Below are 21,008 nucleotides of genomic sequence, written 5' to 3'. Positions count from 1 at the left end.
ATTCCGTCGATCGGTGCCGTCGGGTCGGAGCGTCGGACCGGAGCCGTCAGGCCGGCAGGGCCCAGGTCTGGTCGATCCGGTGGTCGCCACAGGGGGTCAGGCGCAGCCGCTCGGCCGGCGCGTCCGGGGTCGCCGCGGCCGCGGGCGCGGTCAGGCACAGCCCGCTGCTCTTCTCGACCAGGGCGCCGGGACGGTCGTGCGCCCAGCTCTGCCGGGATCGCCCGGGCACGCAGTCGGCGAGCTCCACCAGGTCGCCGTCCCCGGCGGTCAGGCACTGGCCGGCCGACCGCAGACGGGAGTCGGGGCCCACGGTCCACCGCTGGTCGGGGGCGCCGGTACAGGCTGCCATGACCACCGCGCCGACACCGCTGGTGTTGGCCCCGTCGGCGCACTTGGCCGCGTTGCCGGCGATCTGCCCGGTCGGCACGGCCTTGCCGCAGCCGCGCGGGGTGAGCCGCCACACCGCGGTGTCGTGGGCGGCTACCCTGCCGGTCAGCGAGACGGTCGCCTCACGGTGTGCCCCGCTCCACAGGTCCTTGACGTCGACGGCGCACGACGAGGGCAGGCCGATGTCCTCCAGCGGCACGTCGACGTCCATGGCCGCGCCGGTGCGGTTGAGGACGGCCACCGCGCGGTCGCCGTTCGCGAGCGGCCGCACCAGGACGTCGGAGGTGCCGTTCGAGGAGACCACCGCGCCCTGCCGGCCCAACGGGTCCTGGTCGAGCGCGATCAGGTCGGTGTTGCCGAGCGCGGCGAGCCCGGCCGGGGTGAGCGCGGAGACCTCGGAGGAGAGGATGAAGGGGGCAGCCATCATGGCCCACAGGCCGACCTGGCTGCGGCTCTCCGCCTCGGTGAGTCCGGGGGCGCCGGCGATGAGGAAGTCCGGGTCGTTCCAGTTGCCGGGGCCCGCGTACCGGCCGAGCCAACGGTTGTAGCCGTAGTTGCCGAGGACCGAACTCCACCGCGAGGTCGTGGGCGCGGTCGGCGCGTACACCTTGATGTCACGGCCCTCGCGCCACAACTGGCCGGTCTCGCCGACCCAGTCGATCACCTTGTGCCAGTCGGCGCCGCCCCATTCGCCCTGCTGGAAGTAGGCGGGCGCGGACGCGGACAGGACCATGTCGCGGCCGCTGTCGCGCAGGGCCCGGGCCACGCCGTTGTACGCGTCGCGGTAGGCCTGTTCCTTCGTCTTGCCGGGCGGCACGTACAGGTTGCAGCCGTCCATCTTGACGAAGTCCGCCTTCCAGGAGGCGAAGAGCCGGGCGTCGCGCGCGTAGTGGTCCGCGCCCCCGCCCGCGGGCGCCCCGCTGCCGGGATAGCGCCCGCAGGTCAGCGCGCCCGCGTCCTGGTAGATGCCGAACTTCAGCCCCTTGGCGTGCAGGTACTTGCCGAGCCAGGCCATCCCGTGCGGGAACTTCTCCGGATCGGCGACCAGGTCGCCGTCGGCGTCACGGCTCTTCAGCATCCAGCAGTCGTCGACGGTCACCGTGTCGTAGCCCTTGGCGGCGAGACCGGTGGAGACGAGCGCGTCGGCGTTCGCGACCACCTTGGCCTCGTCGATGTCGCACATGTAGTGCGCCCAGTTGTTCCATCCCATGGGAGGGGTGAGGGCGAGCGGGGTGTCCGAGGTGGCGGTGGGCTCGGCCGCCGCCGTCGCGGGGGACAGGAGGAGGGCGAGCAGGGCGGCCGCGGTCAGACAGGGGAGCGACGCACGCGGGCGAGGCGGCACGGGGTCTCCTTGACGTGGGGGACGTACCGAGGGTCTGTCGAGCGCTCAGTGCAGCGGTGCGGCTACCCACTGTCAATACAAGTCGCTGGTTATGACGTGATGACCAGCAATATGGGTGTAGTCGCCCTCACGCGAAGGGTTGACTTCACGGGCGTCCGCTTGACCGAACCCGGGGGCGCCCGGTCCGCCGACCCTCGGGTGATACGTCGTACGTGACGGTGTCTGTTACGGTGTATCTCATGCCGAGAAGATCAGCCGCCCTGGACCGCGCGACCCCCGAGGCGATCGCCGTGGAAGCCCTGCGGATCCTCGACGAGGAAGGGCCGGCCGCACTCAGCTTCCGCGCCCTCGCCGACCGGCTCGACGTCTCGCACGCCACCGTCCAGCGCCGCTGCGCCGATCTGGCCGGGCTGTTGGACCTGTGCACCGAACACCTTGCCGGCCAACTGCCCGAGATCGCCGCCGGCACCGACTGGGCCGAGGCCACCGAACAGCGGTTCTCCGCGTTCTACCGACTGCTCACCGCGCACCCCGGACTGCTCGTACTGCGCGGTGGCCGGCCCTGGTTGGGCCGCCGACTGCTCGCCCGCCTCGTGGAACCGGCGCTGGCCGACAGCGTCGCCGCCGGGATGACCGCCGCCGAGGCGATGACCGTCTACCGCCGGATGTACCTGCTCACCCTCGGCAGCGCCGCCTTCGTGGACCACCGCGATCCGGCCGGCGCCACCGCCGCGTCCCGGGCCGCCCTGGCCGCGCTGGACCCGGCCGAGTTCCCCGTGCTCTCCGGCGGCCTGGCCGACGTACTGCCCCCGCTGACCGACCACGAGGTGTATCACGGCGCCCTGCGCCAGCTGATCGAGGCCGCCCGGCCCGCCGGCGCCTGAACCCGCACGCCCCGGCCCGTCACCGGCCGGACCCGTCACCGGCCCAACCCGTCACCGGCTGGGCGCATCACCGGCTGGACGCATCACCGCCTGAATCAACCACCGCCCCCCCGAGGAGACCGTTCATGGAGCAGCAGCTCGACTACGCGGCCGTGCGCGCCGCCGCCGGCCGGATGGCCGACGTGATCCGTCCCGTCGCCGTCGTGCCCGCCGACCGGGGCGTCTGGTACGCCCTGGAACACCTCCAGCACACCGGCTCCTTCAAGGCGCGCGGGGCCCGGAACTTCCTCGTCGCGCACCGTGAGGCGGGCACCCTCCCCGCGGCCGGGGTGACCATAGCCTCCGGGGGCAACGCGGGCCTCGCCTGCGCCTGGGCGGCCCGCGCCCAAGGGGTGGCCGCCACCGTGTTCCTGCCCGTGAACGCGCCCCGCGTGAAGGTCGAGCGGCTGCGCGGGTACGGGGCCGACGTGCGGCTCGTCGGCGACCGGTACGCCGAAGCACTGTCCGCCTGCCGGGAGTTCGCGGACGAGAGCGGCGCCCTGAGCAGCCACGCGTACGACCACCCGCTGATCGCGGCGGGCGCCGGCACCCTGCTCGACGAGATCCGGGCGGGACTTTCCGGCCTGGACACGGTGGTCGTCGCGGTGGGCGGCGGCGGGCTGTTCGCCGGTGTGGCCACCGCCGCGCGCGAGCACGGCGTCCGGGTCGTGGCGGCCGAACCCGAGAACTGCCGGGCCCTGAACGCCGCCCTGCAGGCGGGGCGCCCCGTGGACGTCCCGGTGGATTCCGTCGCGGCCGACTCGCTCGGCGCCACCCGGGTCTCCGCCGACGCCCTGGCCGCGGCACGGCAGGGCGACGTGGACTCGGTGCTCGTCCCCGACGCGGCCATCGTCGCTGCCCGCCGGGGGCTCTGGGAGGAGCATCGGATCGTGGTCGAGGCGGCCGCCGCCACCGCCCTCGCCGCCCTCCGCGGGGCTCCGGAGCCGCTGGGGGAGCGGGTCGCGGTGATCCTGTGCGGGGCCAACACGGACCCCTCGGACCTGACGGCTCCGACGCCCGACCGACAAGCGGTGCGGTAGGCGGCGGGACTGTCCGCGTCAGTCCTCGTTCTCGTCCCGGACCACGACCACGGTGCTCCGCGCGTACTGGACCACCTGCTGGCTCACCGAGCCCAACAGGGCGCCCCGGAAGCCGCCGTACCCCCGCGTGCCGACGACCGTCAGCTCGGCCTCCTGCGAGGCGTCGACCAAGACCTTGGCGGGCGCGCCCTTTTCGACGCGTCGGAAGACCGGGACGCCCGGCGAGGTGCCGACGGCCTCGGCGACGGTGTCGGCGAGCTTGAGACGGGCCGCCTCCTCGACGCCGACCAGGTCCTCCTGCGATGTCGGTCCCACCGCGAAGGGGTTGGTGTTCCAGTCCCAACTCATCACGGCGTGCACCCGGCCGCCGATGGCCTTGGCCTGGGCGACGGCCCAGCGCAGCGCTTCCTTGGAGTGGTTCGAACCGTCCACGCCGACGACGATCAGGGGCTCGGCGGTCTCACTCACGGTGGGTTCCTCTCGGTTCGTCCGTATTCGCGGTCCCTCCCTGTATACACGGGGAGGGGTGGCGACCTCGAACGACGATGGTTGCCGCGGTCGAAGACTTTGGAGGACAGCCCCCCGCCCCACCGCCCTGCGACAGTCCGATCGTCACCACGATCGACGCGGTGCGGCGAGGCATGGAGGAACGGGCGTGGCAGAGCGCAAGGGTTGTCTGATCGGCTGCGGGGTGGTGCTCGTCCTGGGCGTCGGGGCCCTCGTGGCACTCTTCCTCGGCGTCGGCAAGGTCATGGACGCGGCCGAGAAGACCTTCGTGGAACCCGAGGTCTACCGCTCCGTGAAGGTCGGCGACGCCGAGGACGCGGTCCGCGCCGAACTGCCCTCGGGCGAGACTTTCGTCAAGGCGGCCCTCAAGGAGGGCGGCCCGGCCGAGCCGGCGGGCAGCGTCTGCTCCTGGTACCTCTCCGCGGCGGACTCCGACGGCAACGACGTGTTCCGCTTCTGCTTCAAGGACGGCAGGCTCGCGGAGAAGGTCGAGTACCGCATGAAGTAGCGCGGCACGGCCCCGCCGCCCCCGACCCGCCGGCGGCCCCGGCACCATCCCGGCCATCGCCGCCCGGCGCCCTCCCCGCGCGCGATCCGTCGCCGCGTCCGAGGTAAAGCGCATCAGTCCAGGTGGCGGCGGTGTTGACCGGGGCCCCCGGTTCTGCGTGCGGGCCCGCCGGGGCGGTGCGGGATGCGGGGATACCCGGCCGGCGGGACCTCGGGCACGTTGACGGGCTCCGCCCTTCGAGCCAGCGTGGGCGCCGCCCTCCGGCAGCGAGGCCGGACCTCCCGAAGGCGGCGACGATGACCCGTTCCCCCGCGCTCCGCACGGCCCTCGCCACACTTGTGGCCGGAGCCCTCCTGTCCACCGCGGCATGCGGCATGAACGCCGCCCCGGACGACGTGAAGGAGGCGAGGAGGACCGGCCGGGTCGCGGGCGCGATCACCTTCCGCACCCTTCAGCTGAAACCCGCGTACACCTCGTACGTCCAAGGGGTCATCGACGCCTTCGAGGCGAAGTACCCCGAGGTGAAGGTGAGATGGGAGGATGTCCCGGGTGACGGCTACAACGAGAAGCTCGTCGCCGACGCCCGCGCAGGGGCCCTCCCGGACGTGGTCAACCTCTCCACCGATTCCTTCCAACTCCTGGGCGACCGGGGCATGCTCGCCGACGTGGCCGCGCTCGACGGGCAGGTCGCCGATGAGTACGTCCCCGGCGCCTGGGAGCAGTTCAAGCTCCCCGGCAGGGGCGAGGGTGTGTTCGCCTATCCCTGGTACGTGACCCCCGAGATCCTCACCTACAACGAGGAACTCTTCGCGCGCGCCGGCCTGGACCCGGCCCGACCGCCCACCACCGTCGAGCAGTTCTTCGACTGTGCCGAGCGGATAGCCGCCCGGTCCGGAGGCCGCTACGCCGCCTTCATGGCGGATCCCAAGGGGCGACTGCCCGGCGACTGGCAGAAGATGGGCGTCCCGATCCTCGACGCGGACGGGAGCGCGTTCACCTTCGACACCGCCAAGGCGGTCGAGTGGGTCGAACGGATGAAGGACCTGTACGCCAAGGGCGCCATGCCGAAGGAGTCCCTCCTCAAGGCGGACGACATCAGCCAGTTGTACGGCAGCGGCAAACTGGTCTTCGGACCGGGCTCGCCGGGCTTCGTCAAGGACATCCGGCGCAACGCCCCGCAGGTCTACGCACACACCCGGGTCGCGGGCGCCGTCACCGGCACGCTCGGCCACATCGGCATCTACGCGCAGTCGCTCGGCATCCGCAAGGACACCGAACACCCGGACGCGGCGGCCGAGTTCGCCAAGTGGGTGACCAACGGACCCAACCAGGTCGCGTTCGCCAGGAAGGCCACCATCTACCCCTCCAACGCCCGGGGCCTCACCGACCCGTACTTCGCGGACCGGGGGGACGGCAAGGACGCCGAGACCGTGGCCCGCGCGATCGGCGCCGAACAGCTGAGGAGCGCGGACCTCGACGCCAACACCCCCGTGCAGTGGACCAACCAGGTCGGTGACGCGGTGGTCCGCGAGATGCAGAGGGCCATCCAGGGCGAGTCGGACCCCAAGACGGCGGTGAGGAAGGCGCAGGAGGAGGCGAACAAGCTGCTCGCCGACGCGGCGAACCGGTGAAGGGCCGTGCCGAGGTCGAGACGGGACTCCTCCACCGCACCTGGTGGACGCCCTACCTCTTCCTGGCCCCCGGACTGGCGATGGTGACCCTGTTCAGCCTCTGGCCGTTCGTCAACACCGTCCTGCTCTCCTTCACCGACGCCCGGATCCTGCGCGGCGGCGGCTTCGTCGGCCTCGACAACTACCGGCGCGCCCTGGCCGATCCCGACTTCTGGGTCGCGACCGGCAACAGTGTGGTGTACCTGCTCGTCGTCGTGCCGTGCCTGGTCTTCCTGCCGCTGGCCCTCGCGGTCCTCGTCCGGACCAAGGTTCCCGGCATCGGCTTCTTCCGGTCCGCCTTCTACACGCCGGTGATCGCCTCCGCCGTTGTCGTGGGCCTGATCTGGCAGTGGGTGCTGCGCAGCGACGGGCTCGTCAACACGGTCTTCCGGAAGCTGAGCATCGTCTCCGAACCGATCCCGTTCCTCACCGACAGCTCCATGTTGCTGGTCTCCGCCATGATCGTGACCGTGTGGAAGGGCCTCGGCTACTACATGGTCTTCTACCTGGCCGCGCTCGGGAACGTCTCCGCCGCCCTGCACGAGGCGGCGGCCCTGGACGGCGCGGGCGCCGTCCGGCGCTTCTTCAGCATCACGGTCCCGCAGGTGAAACCGATGATGCTGCTGGTCGGCACCCTCTCCGCCATCTCCGCGCTGCGCGTGTTCACCGAGATCTACATCCTCGGCGGCGAGAGCGGCGGCCCCGGTGGCGGCGCCCGTACCCTGCCGTTCCTCATCCGGCAGGTCGGCCTCGGCTTCTCCGGCGAGACCGGCTACGCCTCGGCCATCTCCATCCTGCTGTTCCTGCTGACGCTGGTGTTCAGCCTGCTGGGGCGCCGCCTCTCCAAGGGGGACGAGAGTTGAGCACACGGGGCCCCCTCGGCGTGGAGCCGTCCCGGAGGGCCGGGGACGGCCGCAGGCGCCGACTGCTCGGCCGGGCCGGCCGGTACGCGACGCTGGTCCTCGTCCTCGTGGTCATGCTCGGGCCGATCGTCTGGCAGTTCCTGACCTCGATCCGAGGCCGCACCGAGAACGTGTACGACGGGGTGTTGCCCGCACAACCCACCCTCGACAACTACGTCCGGGTCGCCGAATCGTTTCCCCTGCTCCAGTACGTCGGCAACACCCTCGTCGTGGCGGTCCTCGCGATCACCTCCAACACCGTCTTCGCCGCGATGGGCGGCTACGCGCTCTCCCGCGCCGGCTGGAAGGGCCGCACGACCGTCTTCACGGTGCTCGTGGCGACCCTGATGTTCCCCTTCGAATCCGTGATGATCTCGATGTTCCTGACCGTGCGCGACATGGGCCTGGTCGACACCCTCGTCGGCGTGTGGCTGCCCGGCGCCGTCTCCGTCCTCAACATCATGGTCATGCGGGCGGCCTTCCTCGCCGTGCCCCGGGAGGTGGAGGAAGCCGCGGTACTGGACGGAGCAGACGAATGGGCCCGCTTCACCAGGGTGTTCCTGCCCAGTGCCAAGGGCGCCCTGGCCGTCGTGTGCATCACCAGCTTCATGGGGGCCTGGGACGACTTCCTGTGGCCCCTGCTCGTCCTCACCGACAGCGACCACTACACCCTCCAACTCGGCCTGAAGACCCTGGCCGGCGCCACCACCGTCAACGACCAGCGGCTCATCGCCGCTGGCGCGATGGCGGCCCTCCTCCCCATGCTGCTCCTCTTCCTCGCCCTCCAGCGCTTCTTCTTCAAGGGCGTGGGCGACGGAGCCGTCAAGATCTGAGCGCCGCACCCACCCACCACACGACCTCTGCCTCCTGGAGCAGCCGTCATGCACGACGACAGCAGCGTCACCGAACTCCGCCTCCGCCGGGTCCTCACGGAACGGATCAAACCCGCCGTGCGCTCCCGCCCGGTCCCGCTCACCGTCGAGCGCTGGGACGCCCCGGGCGAGCCCGTCCCCGTGGCCGAAGGCCTCACCGCGCCGTACGAGCCCTGCGGCGTCGGCGAACCGTGGGGTCCGGCCTGGGGCACCACCTGGTTCAAGGTCACCGGTGTGGTCCCGGCCGACCACGCGGGCCGCGCCGTCGAAGCCGTCCTCGACCTCGGCTTCGACCGGATGATGCCCGGCTTCCAGTGCGAGGGCCTGGTCCACCGCGCCGACGGCACCGAGATCAAGGCACTCAACCCCTACAACGACTGGGTTCGCGTCACCGACCTCGCGGAGGGCGGCGAGCGGGTCGAGTGGTACGTCGAGGCCGCCGCCAACCCCGTGCTCGTCGATCACCGCGCCACCCACGAGGGCGACCGACTGACCAGCGCGGACCGGCCCCTCTACCGGCTCGCCCGGATGGACCTGGTCGTCTTCGAGAGCGAGGTCTGGGAACTCGTCCAGGACCTCGAAGTCCTCCACGACCTGATGACGCAGCTCGCCGCGGACGACGCCCGGCGGTACGAGATCCTGCGCGCCGTCGACGCGTCGCTGGACGCGGTGGACCTCGGCGACGTCCCCGGCACGGCCGGCGCGGCCCGCGCGCGGCTCGCCGCCGTCCTCGCCGCGCCCGCCCACGCCTCCGCGCACCGGATCAGCGCGGTCGGCCACGCCCACATCGACTCGGCCTGGCTGTGGCCGCTGCGCGAGACGGTTCGGAAGGTGTCCCGCACCACCTCCAACATGGTCAACCTGATGGACGAGCACCCCGAGTTCGTCTTCGCGATGTCCCAGGCCCAACAGTTCGACTGGATCAAGACCCATCGCCCCGAACTCTTCGAGCGGATCAAGAAGAAGATCGCGGACGGGCAGTTCGTGCCGGTGGGCGGCATGTGGGTCGAGTCCGACACCAACATGGTCGGCGGCGAGGCCATGGCCCGCCAATTCCTCTACGGCAAGAAGTTCTTCCTCGACGAGTTCGGCATCGAGACCCACAACGTCTGGCTGCCCGACTCCTTCGGCTACACCGCCGCCATGCCCCAGATCGTCAAACTGTCCGGCGCCCGCTGGTTCCTCACCCAGAAGATCTCCTGGTCCCAGGTCAACGCCTTCCCGCACCACACCTTCTGGTGGGAGGGCATCGACGGCAGCCGAGTCTTCACCCACTTCCCACCCGTCGACACCTACAACTGCGACCTCGGCGGAGCGCAGCTCGCGCACGCGGCACGCAACTACCGTGAGAAGGGGCGTGGTTCACGCTCGCTCGCCCCCTTCGGCTGGGGCGACGGCGGCGGCGGACCCACCCGCGAACACCTGGCCCGGGCCCGCCGCCAGCGGAACCTGGAGGGATCACCGCGCGTCGAGATCGAGCGGCCCGACGCCTTCTTCGAGAAGGCCCACGCCGAGTACGAGGACGCCCCCGTCTGGGCCGGCGAGCTGTACCTGGAGCTCCACCGCGGCACCTACACCTCCCAGGCCAAGACCAAACAGGGCAACCGGCACAGCGAATCCCTCCTGCGCGAAGCCGAGTTGTGGGCATCGACCGCCGCGGTGCGGGTGCCGGGGCACGTCTACCCGTACGAGGACCTGGAGCGGATCTGGAAGACCGTGCTGCTGCACCAGTTCCACGACATCCTGCCCGGATCCTCCATCGCCTGGGTACACCGCGAGGCGCGCGAGACGTACGCGAGGGTCCGGGAGGAGCTGACGGCGATCACCCGCGCCGCGCAGCTCGCGCTGGCGGGGGAGGGTACGGAACGCCTGGTGTTCAATTGCGCCCCGCACGCCCGACGCGGCGTCCCCGCGGGCGGCGCGGGCCTGCCGGCGCCGGCAGGCCGGTCGGTCACGGTCCGGGAGCGACCCGCCGCCGGGCACATCCTCGTCAACGGGCGGCTGCGCGTGGAGATCGACGGCCGGGGCCTGATCGTGTCGGCGTACGACCTGGAGGCGGACCGGGAGTCGCTCGCGCCGGGAAGCGCGGCCAACCTGCTCCAGATCCACCCCGACTTCCCCAACATGTGGGACGCCTGGGACATCGAGGCCTTCTACCGCCACCGCGTCACCGACCTCGTGGAGTGGGACGCCCTGGAGGTCACGGAGAACGGCCCGGAGGCGGCGACCGTACGGGTCACCCGCTCCTTCGGCTCCTCCCGGGCGACGCAGTCGATCACCCTTCGAGCGGGAGCCAGGACGGTGGACCTGGTCACCGAGGTGGACTGGCACGAGACGGAGAAGTTCCTCAAGGCCGCCTTCCCGCTCGACGTGAAGGCCGAACGCTGCGCCTCGGAAACCCAGTTCGGGCACGTCCACCGGCCCACCCATGTCAACACCTCATGGGAGGCGGCCAAGTTCGAGATCTGCGCGCACCGGTGGATCCACGTGGAGGAGCCCGGATGGGGGGTCGCGCTGCTCAACGAGTCCACCTACGGGCACGACGTGACCCGGGACGTGCGGCTCGACGGCGGCCAGACCACCACGGTCCGACTGTCCCTGTTGCGGGCCCCGCGCTACCCCGACCCGGAGACCGACCAGGGCACCCACACCCTGCGCCACTCGCTCGCGCCCGGCGCGAGCCTCGGGGACGCCGTACGGGAGGGCCACGCGCTGAACCTGCCGGAGCGGGTCGTCACCGGCGCCGGACCGGTCGCCCCGCTGGTGGTCGTGGACGACGACGCGGTGGTCGTCGAGGCGGTCAAGCTCGCCGAGGACCGCGGCGGAGACGTGATCGTCCGCCTGTACGAGTCCCGGGGCGGCCGGGCCGTCGCCAGGATGACGGCGGGCTTCCCGATCTCGGCGGCCGTCGAGAGCGACCTACTGGAGCGGCCGCTGGAGGGCACGGCCGTCGGCGCCCCGGCGGCCGACGGCACGGTGCGGTTGACCCTGCGCCCGTTCCAGATCGTGACGGTCCGCCTGCGTCGGGCCTGACGCGCCGGCCTCGGCCCGATCCCCTGGGCCGGGGCCGCGCCTCGTGAGCTGTGCCACAGCCCGAGGGAGCCCGGGCCGTGCGTCACGCGATTCCCGGGGCGAAACGCCCGGAACCGCCCCGGTATCGGTTATGCACCTAGTTGCAAAAGACTCCGCGCCTCGCTAGAACAGGTTCATCACCCCCCGCGCGAGGAGGCACACCCCGATGAGTCCGCAGAGTTCCCAGAGCCGGTACCCGCACCTGCTCAGCCCCCTGGACCTCGGCTTCACCACCCTGCCGAACCGCGTGATCATGGGCTCGATGCACACCGGGCTCGAAGAGCACGCGGGCGGCTTCGAGCGCCTCGCCGCCTTCTACGCCGAGCGCGCCCGCGGCGGCGCCGGCCTGATCGTCACGGGCGGCATCGCCCCCAACGACGCCGGTCGCCCCTTCGAGGGCGGCTCCCGCCTCACCACCGAGGACGAGGCCGCCGAGCACCGGGTGATCACCGAGGCCGTGCACGCCGAGGGCGGGAAGATCGCGATGCAGATCCTCCACTTCGGCCGCTACGCCTACCACAAGGACCTGGTCGCCCCCAGCCCGCTCCAGGCTCCCATCAGCCCCTTCGTCCCGAACGAGCTGACGGACATCGAGGTCGAGCGGACCATCGAGGACTTCGTCCGCGCCGCCCGGCTCGCCAAGCTCGCGGGCTACGACGGCGTCGAGATCATGGGCTCCGAGGGCTACCTGGTCAACGAGTTCATCGCCGCCGCCACCAACAGGCGCACCGACCGCTGGGGCGGCGCGTACGAGAACCGGGTGCGCTTCCCGCTGGAGATCGTCCGCCGCACCCGCGCGGCCGTCGGCGAGGACTTCATCCTCATCTACCGGCTCTCCATGCTGGACCTGATCCCCGGCGGCTCCACCCTCGACGAGGTCGTCCACCTCGCCAAGGAGATCGAGGCGGCCGGCGCGACCATCATCAACACCGGCATCGGCTGGCACGAGGCCCGCATCCCCACCATCGCGACCTCCGTCCCGCGCGGCGCCTACACCTGGGTCACCAAGCGGCTGATGGGCGCGGTCTCCGTACCGCTCGTCACCAGCAACCGGATCAACACCCCGGAGATCGCCGAGGAGCTGCTGGCCGACGGGCGCGCCGACCTGGTGTCCCTGGCCCGCCCCTTCCTGGCGGACGCGGAGTTCGTGAACAAGGCCCGCGCCGGCGCCCCCGAGACCATCAACACCTGCATCGGCTGCAACCAGGCCTGTCTCGACCACACCTTCAGCGGCAAGATAACCAGCTGCCTGGTCAACCCGCGCGCCTGCCACGAGACCGAACTCGTGCTGTCACCGACCCAGTTGAAGAAGCGCGTCGCCATCGTCGGCGCCGGCCCGGCCGGCCTGGCCTGCGCCGTCTCGGCCGCCGAACGCGGCCACGCCGTCACCCTCTACGAGGCCTCCGGCCACATCGGCGGCCAGCTCGACATCGCCCGCCGCATCCCGGGCAAGGAGGAGTTCGAGGAGACCATCCGCTACTTCGGCACGCAGCTCGCCGCCCACGCGATCGACGTACGCCTCAACACCCGCGCCGACGTGGACACCCTCCAGGGCTACGACGAGGTCGTCGTCGCCACCGGCGTGACCCCCCGGACCCCGGCCATCGAGGGCGTGGACCACCCCCACGTCGTGAACTACCTCGACGTCCTGCGCGACGGCGCGCCCGTCGGCGAGCGGGTGGCCGTGGTCGGCGCCGGCGGCATCGGCTTCGACGTCGCGGAGTTCCTCACCGACAGCGGCGAAGGCGCCTCCCAGGACCCCGAGGTGTACTTCCGTCACTGGGGCGTCGACACCGCCTACACCGGCCCGGGCGGCCTCACCGCCGCCGAGCGCCCCGCGTCCCCGCGCCGCGTGCACCTGCTCCAGCGCAAGGCCACCAAGGTCGGCGCGAACCTCGGCACCACCACCGGCTGGATCCACCGCGCGGAACTCAAGCACCGGGGCGTCGTCTCCGTGGCCGGGGCCACCTACGACCGGATCGACGACGAGGGCCTGCACATCACCGTCGAGGGCGAACAGCGCCTGGTCCCCGCCGACACGGTCGTCCTGTGCACCGGACAGGAGCCGCGCCGCGACCTGTACGAGGCGCTGCGCGCGGCCGGCGTCGACGCGCACCTGATCGGCGGCGCCGACGTGGCCGCCGAACTGGACGCCAAGCGGGCCATCCGCCAGGGCACGGAGCTGGCCGCGAGCCTCTGAGGTCGACCCCGCGACGACGCGGGATCCCGCGCGGATCAAAGGTGTTGTGGCGGCCCGACCGGGCCGCCACAATTCCTCGGGTGACGCTGACACCCGCAGACGCCGACAAGATCCTCGCCGACCACTTCGCCCCCTGGGTGCTCGCCCTCGGCCTCACCGTCCGGGAGACCGGCGAACGGCACGCCGTCCTGCGGCTGCCGTGGTCCGACGACCTGGCCCGGGACGGCGGCGGGCTCAGCGGACAGGCCCTGATGGCCGCCGCCGACACGGCCACCGTCATCGCGATCTCCGCCGCGCGCGGCGCGTACGGGCCCATGACCACCGTCCAGCAGTCGACCAGCTTCCAACGTCCCGTGATCGGGGCCGACGTGCTGATCGACGTACGGATCACCAAACTCGGCAAGCGGATGGCGTTCGCGGACATCACCATGACGCCGGACGGCTCCGACGAGCCGGCCGCCAAGGCCTCCACCGTGTACGCGCTGCTCGGGTGAGCGGGGCAGCGCCCGGACCCACCAGGCCGTCGAACCTCTCCCGTCTCTCCCGCAACAAGGACTTCAACGTCTTCTGGCTCGGCCAGGCGTTGTCCGTGATCGGCGGGTCGATCTCGCTCTTCGCACTGCCCCTGCTCGTGCTCGATGCCACCGGGTCCCTCGCCCAGATGGGCCTGATCACCGCCGTCGCGGCGGTCTCCGCGGTCGGCACGGGACTGTTCGCGGGCCACGTGGTCGACCGGGTGGACCGCCGCCGGCTGATGATCGTCTGCGATCTGGCGCGCGCCGCCCTGCTGGGCGCGGTGCCGTTCCTGTGGCTCGCGGGCCCCCGGATCTGGCTGCTGTACCTGATGACCGCCGTGGTCGGCGTGCTGAAGACGCTGTTCGACGTGGCGTACGTGACGGCCGTCCCCAACCTGGTTCCCGCCGAGGACCTCACCGCCGCCAACGGGCGACTGATGAGCACGTTCGCCGTGGGCACCCTGGTCGGGCCGGTGGCCGCCGGGGCCATCGCCACGTGGGTCGGCGAAGACTGGGCCCTGGGTGTGGACGGCGCCACCTTCCTGGTGTCCGCCGCGACCCTCCGGTGGGTACGGCTCACCCCGCGCCCCACCCCGGACGGGTTGGGGGAGGAGCAGGTGCCCGGCGGCGGGGCCCGGAAGGCGCGCGAGATGTTCCTCGTCGGCTTCCGCTTCCTGTGGGCCCACGAACTGCTGCGCCCGCTGACGGTGCTCTTCACCCTGCTGACCTTCGTCACCGTCGGCGCCACCGACCTGCTGTTCTTCCGGGTCCGGAGCGACCTTCAGCAGAGCGCCGCCACCCTCGGCTACGTCGTCGCGGTCAGCGGTCTCGGCACGCTCGTCGGCGCCCTCTGCGCCGGGAGGCTGCGCCGCCTCCTCGGGTTCGGCGCCTGCTGGCTGGGCTCCGTCGCCCTGGTCGGCCTCTCCGTCGCGGGCATCGGCGTGAGCCGGGACGTGCCGACCATCGCCGCACTGGCCGCCGTGTTCATGTTCGGGCTCACCGTCGCCGGGGTCTGCTCCATGACCCTGCGCCAGGAGGTGACACCGGACCCTTTGCTGGGCCGCGTCACCTCCGTGTTCTGGACCGTGCACAACGCCTCGGGCCCGGTGGGGGCGGCCGCTCTCACCCGACTGGCCCAGGCGCACGGGGTGCCGGCCATCAGCCTGGCCGCCGGTGCCTTCTGCCTGCTGCTGGTCGGGGCCGGACTGTTCACCCCGCTGCGCTCCGGCCGGCCCGGCCGCCCGAAGGAGCCCCTCACCGGATCGCCCGGGCGCGGACCGGCCAGGGGGAAGGCACGGCGCACCAAGCCGGAACGACGCCGCTGACCCCCCGGCCGCCGCCGACGCGCGCGGGAGTGGCCTGCCTGCGATCATGTCCCGGGGATCATCCACCGAGGAGTGCGCATGTCCGGAAAGTTCGAGGCGAGCGTCGAGATCGACCGTCCCGTGGAGGTGGTCTTCGCCTACCTGGCCGACGGCCGCAACGACCCGCAGTTCAGCCCGCGCGTCCAGGAGATCACCCGCAGCCCCGAGGGCCCGACGGCCGTCGGCTCGGTCTTCCGCAGCACCGTCAAGGACGCGGGAATGAAGACGGGGCGGGAGTTCCGGATCGACGGCTTCGACCCGCCCCGCTCGATCCGCTGGACCGAGCTGAGCCGGAACCTGGTCACCGCCAACGGCGGCTACGATTTCGAATCGCTGCCCGGAGATCGCACTCGGGTACGGATCTTCAACACCCTCGAAGGGCACGGCGTCGGCAAGCTGCTCGTCGGGCTCGCCCTGGGCGCGGCCCGCAAGGACGCCCCCGACTTCGGCCGCCGGATCAAGGCGGCCGTGGAGGCGTCCTCCCCCCGCTGACGGACGGCCCGGTACCCCGGCCCGCCCCTCATGCTCAGGGCCGCGTCCGACCACGGTCGGGGCAGCGCGTCAGAACCGCTGCGGTCCGATCGGGAACGGCAGCGGGCCGCGCCGCTCCGACGCCTCGCGGCGGTCCGCGTCACCCGGCGCGGACCGGCACGTCACGTCCCCGGCGGGCAGCCGGCCCGTGGCCAGGTAGGCGTTGACCGGCGCGTTCGCGCAGGAGGTCGGGTCGGCGAGGTACACGCCGTGCCCCTCGCCGCCCGCCGCCAGCACCATCCGGGAGCCCTTCAGCGCACGGTGCAGGCCCTGGCCGCTGACGAGGGGGGTCTGTGAGTCCCACTCGTTCTGCACGGTCAGCACGTTCGCGCGGGTCCGCATCGGGGTGGCCGGCTCCAACGGCCGCTGCCAGAACGCGCAGGGCTTGATGTTGGACGCCATGTCCCCGTACAGCGGGTACGCGATCTTGTCCCTGGCCGCGTCCCGACGGTAACGCTCCGCATCGCGCGGCCAGTTGTCAGTGTCCGCACACACCACGGACCAGAAGACGGCGCTGCCGTTGTCCGACGCGGGCTCCTCGGCGCCGGCCCGCACGGAACGCCAACGGTTCGCCGCGCCGGGAGCCGCCGGCCGGCCCTCGGCCGCGTCCTTGAGTTCCCGGACGAGCGGAGCGGCCTGCGCCGGGTAGAAGAACAGTCCGCGCGCGGCGCGGATGTCGTCCCCCGTGATCTTCTGTCCTTCGAGGACGATCGGGTCCGCGTCGGCTCGCGCCACCAGTGCCCAGAACGTGTCGGACACCGCCTTCGGCGTGTCCCCGAGCCGGAACTCGCCCGCGCGCTCGGCGGTCCACTGCGTCCACCGCTTGAACGCCGGCTCGGCCTCGGACGCCCAGACCTGGATCATGCCCCGCCAGATCCGCTGCGGATCGACGCCGCTGTCCAGGACGAAGCGGTCCGTCCGCTGCGGGAACATCTGTGTGTACACGGCGCCCAGGTACGTGCCGTACGAGTAACCCACGTACGAGATCTTGCGCTCGCCCAGCGCGGCGCGGATCGCGTCCATGTCGCGGGCGGTGTTGCGGGTGCTGATGTGGGGGAGGACCGCACCGGCCTTCTGCCGACACTTGTCCGCGACGGTGCGCGCCCACGCCACGTCCGAGGGGAAGGTCCCCGGCCGGTAGGGCCGGTCGATGTTCTGCTCGGCGTCGGTGAGGCCGCAGGTGATGGGGCTGCTGGAGCCGACACCGCGCGGGTCGAAGCCGATGAGGTCGTACTTCTCGCGGACCTCCCGGGGCATCGACTCCTTCATCATCAACGGCAGTTCGAGGCCGCTGCCGCCCGGCCCGCCCGGGTTCAGCAGCATGACCCCGTGCCGCTTCGCCGGGTTCTCGCTCTTGACGCGGGATATCGCGAGGTCGATCGTGCGCCCGCGGGGGCGCTGGTAATCCAGCGGAACCTTGATGGTCGCGCATTCGTACGAGGCCGGCTGGTCCGGGCTGCACCGGTGCCAGGCGGGCCCGCGTACGGAGGCGGGGTCCGCGGGAGCGGCGGACGCCCCGGTCGCGGACAACAGTGGGACGCCGGAGGCGAGGAGACCGACGGCGAGCAGGGGTGCGAATCGCTTCAGGTGCACGAAGTGCCGTTCCTTTCGGTGAGGGACGGTTCCCGCTCACCATGTGGCACACCGCGCCGCGGGCGAATCATCCCGAAGGGCGGCTTCCATGCTCCTCGCGAATGACTGCAATTCCGGACAACTGGCCGAAACCCAGGCGGCGTTCGCCCAGGCAGGGGCAAGGGCGGCAGTCACTTGTGCCCCGGGCGCCCGAACCGTACCAGCCTTTCGAGGCGTTGCCCGGATGTTTGTCCATTCGTGATGGCCCTTCCAAAAGAACACCACAACTGGCGCTAGCGTCCCTAGCCACCCGGGAGTTCGGACGGTTGTGGTCCTGGGCGGCGCGTCAGACGCCGCCCACGACCCCTCCGGCCCTGAGTCCCTCCCGGTCCACCAGCAAGGAGGCACAGTGCCGTCAATCCGCCGGTCTTCCATCGGCAGCATGTCGGTCGCGTCGAGACACGTGATGGGAACGGGCATGGTCATCGGGGCCCTCGCCTTCACGTTGATCGCGCTGCTGATTCCCGTGCAGAGCTTCGGTGGCAGAGCCTCCGCGGCCGCCTCGGCCCCGGCGGGCGACGACGACGGCGCCGGGGTGCTGAGCACCGCCTTCGGTCCACTGACCCCCCAGGACCGCGACTTCATCCGCAAGGTGCGCCTCGCCGGACTCTGGGAACTGCCCGCCGGGCGCCAAGCCCAGGAACGCGGTGCGCGCCCCACGGTGCGGACCGCCGGGGAGCACCTCGTCGAAGGCCACACCGAACTCGACCGCCGCGTCATCGAGGTGGGAGGCGCCCTCGGCGTCCAACTGCCGGACCGGCCGAGCGATCAGCAGCAGGGCTGGCTCAACCAGATGACCGCGGCCCAGGGCGACGAGTACGAGCGCGTGTTCGTCCAACTGCTGCGCCGGGCCCACGGCAAGGTGTTCGCGCTGGTGGCCCAGATCCGGGCCCAGACCCGCAACTCCATGGTCCGCGAGTTGGCCAATGACGCCAACACCACTGTCCTGGACCACATCTCGGTCCTCGAAGCCACCGGGCTGGTCGACTTCGACGGCCTGGTGGACGCCAGTCCCACCCCCTCCACTGTTTCCCGACCCCCGACGAAGTGAAGTGATCGCATGAGTCAAAAGGGCCACAAACGCCGCTTGCGGCCGACGCACAAGGCCCTCGCCATCGTGTCCGCCCTGGTCCTGGGCGGCGGCGGGGTCGTGATCGTCGCGCAGGGGGCATCCGCCGGGCAGGACTCGGCGCGGACGGCGCCGGTGACGGCCACCATCGACTGTCCCGACGTGGGCGACAAACTTCGCGCGGTGCCCGACCAGGCCAAGCCCGAAGTCGACGCCAAACTCGCACAGTTGGACACACAGATCGCCGACTCCTACCAGCGCCTCGCCACCGGCAGAGCCAAGGGCGGCGCCCTCCTCGGCGAGCTGAAGCAGAAGCGCGACAAGACCATCGCCGACATGTCGCAGGCGATCGACAAGTCGGGAGGCAACGCCGGGCAGTTGCAGAACCTCGGTGGCTGCGAGATGAAGCAGGCCGCCGCCGCCGACATCCCGGACGCGCCCGGAGCCCAGGTCGACGCCCAGGCCGCCCCCCAGCAGCAGGCCGCCAAGGGCAAGAACGGCGGCGGGCCGGCACGCAGCGACTTCGTCGCCATCAACACGGTGAGGCCGAACGTGGCCAACCCCGGCGCGAAGGCCGGCGCCTCCCGGGGCCAGCTGTCCGTGCAGTGCGGACGCAACCAGGAGAAGCACTTCAACCCCGACAACGTCATCGTCGCCCCCGGTGTGAGCAACGGCGCGCACCACATGCACGACTACGTCGGCAACAGGACAACGGACGCCTTCTCCACCAACAACAGCCTGGCCGCCTCCGGAACCACGTGCACCAACGGCGACCAGTCCACCTACTACTGGCCCGTCCTGCGCCTTCGCGACGGACGCGCCGAGAAGGACGCCAACGCCCCCGGCGGCGGCCAGGACGCCAACGTGGGCACCATCCTCCAGCCGAAGCAGGTGACGATCGACTTCAAGGGCAGCCCCGTCAGCCGGGTCACCGCCATGCCGCGCTTCCTGCGCATCATCACCGGTGACGCCAAGGCCTTCACCAACGGCAACGCCAACGCGAACGCCTCATGGAGCTGCACGGGCTTCGAGAACCGCCAACTGAAGGACAAGTACCCGATCTGCCCCAAGGGCAGTGACGTGGTGCGCACCTTCAAGTTCCAGAGCTGCTGGGACGGCAAGAACACCGACAGCGCCAACCACCGCACCCACGTGGCCTTCGCCGCCGCCAACGGCGCCTGCCCGGCCGGCTTCAAGGCCATCCCGCAGTTGGTCCAGCGCATCGTGTACGGGGTCGCGCCCGGCGCGAAGTTCGCGGTGGACAGCTTCCCCGAGCAGCTGCACAAGCCGGTCACCGACCACGGCGACTTCATCAACGTCATGAACAACAACCTGATGAACAAGGCCGTGCAGTGCATCAACGGCGGGCGCGCCTGCCGCTGAGACTCTCGGGGCGTCGCCCTCCTCCCACCTCTCCCGCGTCGCCCCGAGAGCGGTGCCGGTCCGAAGCCGACTTCGGACCGGCACCGCCCTTTTTACCGTCCCGAACGGGGCCCGTACGGCCCCGAGCACGTGAGGAGCGACATGTCGGTCCCCTCAGACACATCCGGCCGGGCCCGCACGCCCGGCCGCATCGGCGCGTCCGGTCACACCGGCGCCTCCGGCCGTGTCGGCGCGTCCGATCGGGAACTCATCCGACGGATCAGACGGTCCTGTGCCCGCGACGCCCTGGACCCCGAGGCCTTCGAGCTCCTCTACCGACGCCACCGCCCCGCCGCCCTCGCCTGCGCCCGAGCCTGTACCCGGCTCCCGCAGGACGCCGAGGACCTCGTCTCCGAGGCCTTCCTGCGCACCCTCCAGGCCGTCCGCTCCGGCGCCGGCCCAAGGGACCACTGGCGCCCGTACCTGCTCACCGTCGTCCGGCACCTGGCGGTCGAGTGGCGGGCCGGCGACGAACGCGTGATCCTCACGCCGGACGTCGAGTCCTGGTGTCGCCCGGCCCCCTCGGGGGACGATCCGCAACGCCGGCTGGTGGACGGCGAGAACCGTCGACTCGCCGCACGTTCCTTTCGCACCCTGCCCGATCGGTGGAGAGCCGTGCTGTGGCACACCCTCGTCGAGGACGATTGCCCACACCAGGTCCCCGCACTGCTGGGCATCACCCAGAGCGCCGTCACCTCGCTGGCCTTTCGCGCCCGCGAGGGACTGCGCGAGGCGTACCTGGGCGCCCACGTGGACCCGGCCGACGACGCGCGCTGCCGCCACTTCGCCACCCTGCTCGGCGCCGCGGTCAGGCGGCGCGGGGTCTCCCGCCGCCTCGCCCGCCACCTTTCGTCCTGCCGCTCCTGCGCGCGGGCCTACCGGGAGCTGACCGATCTCAACGCCGCACTGCGCGCGGGCCCCCCGAGATTGGCCGCGGGCCTGTGACCGGGTGGTGAACGGGAGACCCACGCGAAAGCGCCGCCGAGAAAGGTGTCCACACGAAGGGAGCCGGCCCACCCCCCCCCCCTGCGGGGGGGGGGGCGGCTCCCATT

The 21,008-nt window shown here is 71.7% G+C and carries 17 protein-coding genes; 14 read left to right on the top strand and 3 right to left on the bottom strand.

All coding sequences use genetic code 11. The features are described 5' to 3' along the window. Positions 1-46: 46 nt before the first annotated feature. Positions 47-1,729 (bottom strand): ricin-type beta-trefoil lectin domain protein, encoded by a 1,683-nt coding sequence (locus tag OTB19_RS19875; protein ID WP_267799656.1) that lies wholly within the window; start codon positions 1,727-1,729, stop codon positions 47-49. 239 nt (positions 1,730-1,968) lie between these two features. On the opposite strand from OTB19_RS19875, the gene OTB19_RS19870 reads away from it, so the two are divergent. Both OTB19_RS19870 and OTB19_RS19865 read left to right on the top strand, forming a co-directional pair. Then, the gene (locus tag OTB19_RS19870) at positions 1,969-2,613 is read left to right on the top strand and encodes a TetR/AcrR family transcriptional regulator (RefSeq protein ID WP_267799655.1); all 645 of its coding nucleotides are present in this window, start codon (positions 1,969-1,971) and stop codon (positions 2,611-2,613) included. Between the two features lie 125 nt (positions 2,614-2,738). After that, positions 2,739-3,692, top strand: a complete 954-nt coding sequence (locus OTB19_RS19865; RefSeq protein WP_267799653.1) for a serine/threonine dehydratase — start codon at positions 2,739-2,741, stop codon at positions 3,690-3,692. An 18-nt stretch (positions 3,693-3,710) separates the two neighbouring features. Here OTB19_RS19865 and OTB19_RS19860 read toward each other — a convergent pair whose 3' ends face one another. Further along, entirely contained in the window at positions 3,711-4,160 is a 450-nt protein-coding gene (locus OTB19_RS19860) for a universal stress protein (RefSeq protein WP_267799652.1), read from the bottom strand. Positions 4,161-4,347: 187 nt separating this feature from the next. On the opposite strand from OTB19_RS19860, the gene OTB19_RS19855 reads away from it, so the two are divergent. From OTB19_RS19855 to OTB19_RS19815, 9 genes are all read left to right on the top strand, one after another. Then, complete coding sequence (locus OTB19_RS19855) at positions 4,348-4,707, top strand: hypothetical protein (RefSeq protein WP_267799651.1); 360 nt, start codon at positions 4,348-4,350, stop codon at positions 4,705-4,707. Positions 4,708-5,003: 296 nt separating this feature from the next. Beyond that, on the top strand, positions 5,004-6,338 hold the full coding sequence (locus OTB19_RS19850) for an ABC transporter substrate-binding protein (protein WP_267799650.1): 1,335 nt from the start codon (positions 5,004-5,006) through the stop codon (positions 6,336-6,338). Between the two features lie 80 nt (positions 6,339-6,418). Continuing rightward, complete coding sequence (locus tag OTB19_RS19845) at positions 6,419-7,240, top strand: carbohydrate ABC transporter permease (RefSeq protein ID WP_267799708.1); 822 nt, start codon at positions 6,419-6,421, stop codon at positions 7,238-7,240. Beyond that, the gene (locus tag OTB19_RS19840; RefSeq protein WP_267799649.1) at positions 7,237-8,112 is read left to right on the top strand and encodes a carbohydrate ABC transporter permease; all 876 of its coding nucleotides are present in this window, start codon (positions 7,237-7,239) and stop codon (positions 8,110-8,112) included. The genes OTB19_RS19845 and OTB19_RS19840 overlap by 4 nt, the downstream gene beginning before the upstream one ends. Before the next feature lie 48 nt (positions 8,113-8,160). After that, positions 8,161-11,184, top strand: coding sequence for an alpha-mannosidase (locus OTB19_RS19835; RefSeq protein ID WP_267799648.1), 3,024 nt, complete (start codon positions 8,161-8,163; stop codon positions 11,182-11,184). A 205-nt stretch (positions 11,185-11,389) separates the two neighbouring features. Continuing rightward, the gene (locus tag OTB19_RS19830; RefSeq protein ID WP_267799646.1) at positions 11,390-13,423 is read left to right on the top strand and encodes an NADPH-dependent 2,4-dienoyl-CoA reductase; all 2,034 of its coding nucleotides are present in this window, start codon (positions 11,390-11,392) and stop codon (positions 13,421-13,423) included. Positions 13,424-13,503: 80 nt separating this feature from the next. Next, complete coding sequence (locus OTB19_RS19825; RefSeq protein ID WP_267799645.1) at positions 13,504-13,917, top strand: PaaI family thioesterase; 414 nt, start codon at positions 13,504-13,506, stop codon at positions 13,915-13,917. After that, a complete protein-coding gene (locus OTB19_RS19820; RefSeq protein ID WP_267799644.1) occupies positions 13,914-15,263 on the top strand; it encodes an MFS transporter in 1,350 nt (449 codons plus the stop codon). Before OTB19_RS19825 ends, OTB19_RS19820 begins: the two co-directional genes overlap by 4 nt. Positions 15,264-15,341: 78 nt before the next feature. Continuing rightward, the gene (locus OTB19_RS19815) at positions 15,342-15,794 is read left to right on the top strand and encodes an SRPBCC family protein (protein WP_267799643.1); all 453 of its coding nucleotides are present in this window, start codon (positions 15,342-15,344) and stop codon (positions 15,792-15,794) included. A 69-nt stretch (positions 15,795-15,863) separates the two neighbouring features. Here OTB19_RS19815 and OTB19_RS19810 read toward each other — a convergent pair whose 3' ends face one another. Further along, positions 15,864-17,426 carry an alpha/beta hydrolase gene (locus OTB19_RS19810; RefSeq protein WP_267799642.1) on the bottom strand — a complete coding sequence of 521 codons (1,563 nt, stop codon included), beginning with the start codon at positions 17,424-17,426 and terminating at the stop codon, positions 15,864-15,866. Positions 17,427-17,847: 421 nt separating this feature from the next. On the opposite strand from OTB19_RS19810, the gene OTB19_RS19805 reads away from it, so the two are divergent. The 3 genes from OTB19_RS19805 (at position 17,848) to OTB19_RS19795 (ending at position 20,901) form a co-directional block, all read left to right on the top strand. Next, the gene (locus OTB19_RS19805) at positions 17,848-18,516 is read left to right on the top strand and encodes a DUF4142 domain-containing protein (RefSeq protein ID WP_267799641.1); all 669 of its coding nucleotides are present in this window, start codon (positions 17,848-17,850) and stop codon (positions 18,514-18,516) included. A 9-nt stretch (positions 18,517-18,525) separates the two neighbouring features. Continuing rightward, the gene (locus OTB19_RS19800) at positions 18,526-19,917 is read left to right on the top strand and encodes a DUF1996 domain-containing protein (RefSeq protein ID WP_267799640.1); all 1,392 of its coding nucleotides are present in this window, start codon (positions 18,526-18,528) and stop codon (positions 19,915-19,917) included. Positions 19,918-20,058: 141 nt separating this feature from the next. Continuing rightward, positions 20,059-20,901, top strand: a complete 843-nt coding sequence (locus tag OTB19_RS19795) for an RNA polymerase sigma factor (RefSeq protein ID WP_267799639.1) — start codon at positions 20,059-20,061, stop codon at positions 20,899-20,901. The last annotated feature ends 107 nt before the right edge of the window (positions 20,902-21,008 follow it).

Origin of the sequence: Streptomyces sp. H27-H5 (genome assembly GCF_026627505.1) — a bacterium.
Taxonomy (GTDB): Bacteria; Actinomycetota; Actinomycetes; order Streptomycetales; family Streptomycetaceae; genus Streptomyces.
This window is presented reverse-complemented; position numbering and strand designations above follow the sequence as displayed.

What these genes read in the sequence shown, in the direction of transcription:
- OTB19_RS19835 (WP_267799648.1), top strand. Translation starts at nt 8,161, where the DNA reads ATGCACGACGACAGCAGCGTCACCGAACTCCGCCTCCGCCGGGTCCTC.
- OTB19_RS19870 (WP_267799655.1), top strand. Translation starts at nt 1,969, where the DNA reads ATGCCGAGAAGATCAGCCGCCCTGGACCGCGCGACCCCCGAGGCGATC.
- OTB19_RS19815 (WP_267799643.1), top strand. Translation starts at nt 15,342, where the DNA reads ATGTCCGGAAAGTTCGAGGCGAGCGTCGAGATCGACCGTCCCGTGGAG.
- OTB19_RS19865 (WP_267799653.1), top strand. Translation starts at nt 2,739, where the DNA reads ATGGAGCAGCAGCTCGACTACGCGGCCGTGCGCGCCGCCGCCGGCCGG.
- OTB19_RS19845 (WP_267799708.1), top strand. Translation starts at nt 6,419, where the DNA reads ATGGTGACCCTGTTCAGCCTCTGGCCGTTCGTCAACACCGTCCTGCTC.
- OTB19_RS19805 (WP_267799641.1), top strand. Translation starts at nt 17,848, where the DNA reads ATGTCGGTCGCGTCGAGACACGTGATGGGAACGGGCATGGTCATCGGG.
- OTB19_RS19830 (WP_267799646.1), top strand. Translation starts at nt 11,390, where the DNA reads ATGAGTCCGCAGAGTTCCCAGAGCCGGTACCCGCACCTGCTCAGCCCC.
- OTB19_RS19800 (WP_267799640.1), top strand. Translation starts at nt 18,526, where the DNA reads ATGAGTCAAAAGGGCCACAAACGCCGCTTGCGGCCGACGCACAAGGCC.
- OTB19_RS19795 (WP_267799639.1), top strand. Translation starts at nt 20,059, where the DNA reads ATGTCGGTCCCCTCAGACACATCCGGCCGGGCCCGCACGCCCGGCCGC.
- OTB19_RS19850 (WP_267799650.1), top strand. Translation starts at nt 5,004, where the DNA reads ATGACCCGTTCCCCCGCGCTCCGCACGGCCCTCGCCACACTTGTGGCC.